This is a genomic window from Corynebacterium sp. HMSC06C06, assembly GCF_001807295.1.
GTDB lineage: Bacteria > Actinomycetota > Actinomycetes > Mycobacteriales > Mycobacteriaceae > Corynebacterium > Corynebacterium striatum.
Window position 1 is genome coordinate 1 of record NZ_KV788467.1, and the last position, 3,333, is coordinate 3,333.

The window sequence follows — 3,333 nt, forward strand, 5'->3', positions numbered from 1 at the left end:
TGTTGTGTTGGTTGTGTGTTCGTTATTTAGGGCGCATGGTGGATGCCTTGGCATGCTGAGCCGATGAAGGACGTGAAAGGCTGCGTTAAGCCTCGGGGAGTTGTCAATTGAGCGTTGATCCGAGGATGTCCGAATGGGGAAACCTGGCACCTGTTATGGGGTGTTACCCTTCAGTGAATTCATAGCTGTTGTGGGGGTTACGCGGGGAAGTGAAACATCTCAGTACCCGTAGGAAGAGAAAATAATAATGATTCTGCTAGTAGTGGCGAACGAACGTGGATGAGGCTAAACCGTGTGCATGTGATACCTGGTAGGGGTTGTGTGTGCGGTGTTGTGGGCCCTGATGAGGATGGCTACTGACGTCCTGCCCGCGCATTGTTGTTAGGTGAAGTGGTGTGGAAACGCCTGCCGTAGAAGGTGATAGTCCTGTAGCTGAAGATGATGGTGTGTGGGTTGTTGGGTTGCCCGAGTAGCAGCGGGCTCGTGGAATCTGCTGTGAATCTGCCGGGACCACCCGGTAAGCCTAAATACTCAGTGTGACCGATAGTGGATAGTACCGTGAGGGAATGGTGAAAAGTACCCCGGGAGGGGAGTGAAATAGTTCCTGAAACCATGTGCTTACAATCCGTCAGAGCACTTTTTGTGTGTGATGGCGTGCCTTTTGAAGAATGAGCCTGCGAGTCAGCGGCATGTCGCGAGGTTAACCCGTGTGGGGTAGCCGTAGGGAAACCGAATCCTAATGGGGTGTTTAGTGGCATGTCCTGGACCCGAAGCGGGGTGATCTACCCATGGCCAGTGTGAAGCAGCAGTAAGATGCTGTGGAGGCGCGAACCCACGTAGGTTGAAAACTGCGGGGATGAGCTGTGGGTAGGGGTGAAAGGCCAATCAAACTCCGTGATAGCTGGTTCTCCCCGAAATGCATTTAGGTGCAGCGTCGCATTAGCTTGGTGGAGGTAGAGCTACTGGTTGGTTGAGCGGGACTACAATCTTAGCAATGTCAGCCAAACTCCGAATGCCATTAATGTGTTGTGCGGCAGTGAGACTGTGGGGGATAAGCTTCATAGTCGAGAGGGAAACAGCCCAGATCGCCGGTTAAGGCCCCTAAGGGTGTGCTAAGTGGAAAAGGATGTGGGATCGCGAAGACAGCCAGGAGGTTGGCTTAGAAGCAGCCATCCTTGAAAGAGTGCGTAATAGCTCACTGGTCGAGTGGTTCTGCGCCGACAATGTAGTGGGGCTCAAGCACACCGCCGAAGCCGCGGCAATAATATTTTGTTATTGGGTAGGGGAGCGTCGTGCACGTGTTGAAGCGTTACCGTGAGGAGGCGTGGAGTGTGTGCGAGTGAGAATGCAGGCATGAGTAACGAATTGGAAGGTGAGAATCCTTCCCGCCGGATGACTAAGGGTTCCTGGGTCAAGTTCGTCTTCCCAGGGTGAGTCGGGACCTAAGGCGAGGCCGACAGGCGTAGTCGATGGATAACCAGTTGATATTCTGGTACCCGAGTATATGCGCCCCTGATAAAGCACTGATACTAACCACCGTAAGCTGTTGTGATTGGCCTTCGGGTTAACATGGTGGCAAGCCGTGGGGCCTGATGTGTGGTTCAAGCGATGGGGTGACACAGTGGGGTAGCCATGCCGCTTAGTGGATTGTTGGTGTAAGCGTGTAGGTGATGGTGTAGGTAAATCCGCACTTGTTATGCTGAGACGTGATGCGTAGCCTTAATTGGTGAAGTTGGTGATCCCGTACTGTCGAGAAAAGCCTCTAGCGATGTATATACTCGGCCCGTACCCCAAACCGACACAGGTAGTCAGGTTGAAAATACTAAGGCGTTCGGGTGAACTGTGGTTAAGGAACTCGGCAAAATGCCCCCGTAACTTCGGGAGAAGGGGGACCCTATGGCGTTAACACTCTTTGCGGTGGGAAGCGTTGTGGGGTCGCAGAGAATAGAGGGAAGCGACTGTTTATCAAAAACACAGGTCCATGCGAAGACGTTAAGTTGATGTATATGGACTGACGCCTGCCCGGTGCTGGAAGGTTAAGAGGACCGGTTAATCAAGCTTTGCTTGGTGAAGCTGAGAATTTAAGCCCCAGTAAACGGCGGTGGTAACTATAACCATCCTAAGGTAGCGAAATTCCTTGTCGGGTAAGTTCCGACCTGCACGAATGGCGTAACGACTTCCCTGCTGTCTCAACCACAGGCCCGGTGAAATTGCACTACGAGTAAAGATGCTCGTTACGCGCGGCAGGACGAAAAGACCCCGGGACCTTCACTATAGCTTGGTATTGGTGTTCGGTTCGGTTTGTGTAGGATAGGTGGGAGACTATGAAACATGCACGCCAGTGTGTGTGGAGTCGTTGTTGAAATACCACTCTGATCGGATTGGATACCTTAACCTTGGCCCATGATCTGGGTTGGGGACAGTGCCTGGTGGGTAGTTTAACTGGGGCGGTTGCCTCCCAAAATGTAACGGAGGCGCCCAAAGGTTCCCTCAGCCTGGTTGGCAATCAGGTGGTGAGTGTAAGTGCACAAGGGAGCTTGACTGTGAGAGTGACAGCTCGAACAGGGACGAAAGTCGGGACTAGTGATCCGGCACCTACTTGTGGATGTGGTGTCGCTCAACGGATAAAAGGTACCCCGGGGATAACAGGCTGATCTTCCCCAAGAGTCCATATCGACGGGATGGTTTGGCACCTCGATGTCGGCTCGTCGCATCCTGGGGCTGGAGTAGGTCCCAAGGGTTGGGCTGTTCGCCCATTAAAGCGGCACGCGAGCTGGGTTCAGAACGTCGTGAGACAGTTCGGTCTCTATCCGCCGCGCGCGTTGAAACTTGAAGAAGGCTGTCCCTAGTACGAGAGGACCGGGACGGACGTACCTCTAGTGTGCCAGTTGTTCCGCCAGGAGCATCGCTGGTTGGCTACGTACGGAAGGGATAACCGCTGAAAGCATCTAAGCGGGAAGCCTGTTTTAAGATGAGGTTTCATTTGAGGTCCCCTAAAGACTATGGGGTTGATAGGCCAGACATGGAAGCACCGCAAGGTGTGGAGTCTACTGGTACTAATAGACCAAAACAAACACACACGAACCTACCGTGCACAAACAAAGAAACACACACACGTGTTCGCGTCCACTATGCAGTATCTGACACAACACCGGAGTACACCAGAACACAAAAGTTCTGCTGCCCCGAAAGTTTGTCGGTGGTCAATAGCGACAGGGAACCGCCCGGACCCATTCCGAACCCGGAAGCTAAGCCTGCCCGCGCTGATGGTACTGCAACCGGGAGGTTGTGGGAGAGTAAGTTACCGCCGACATAAAACAACAAACAACAACT

At 53.0% G+C, this 3,333-nt stretch carries 2 rRNA genes; both read left to right on the forward strand.

Annotation, left to right across the window (positions count from 1 at the left end):
* Positions 1 to 15: 15 nt before the first annotated feature.
* Positions 16 to 3,079, forward strand: a 23S ribosomal RNA gene (locus tag HMPREF3153_RS01445).
* A gap of 116 nt (positions 3,080 to 3,195) precedes the next feature.
* A 5S ribosomal RNA gene (rrf, locus tag HMPREF3153_RS01450) occupies positions 3,196 to 3,313 on the forward strand.
* The last annotated feature ends 20 nt before the right edge of the window (positions 3,314 to 3,333 follow it).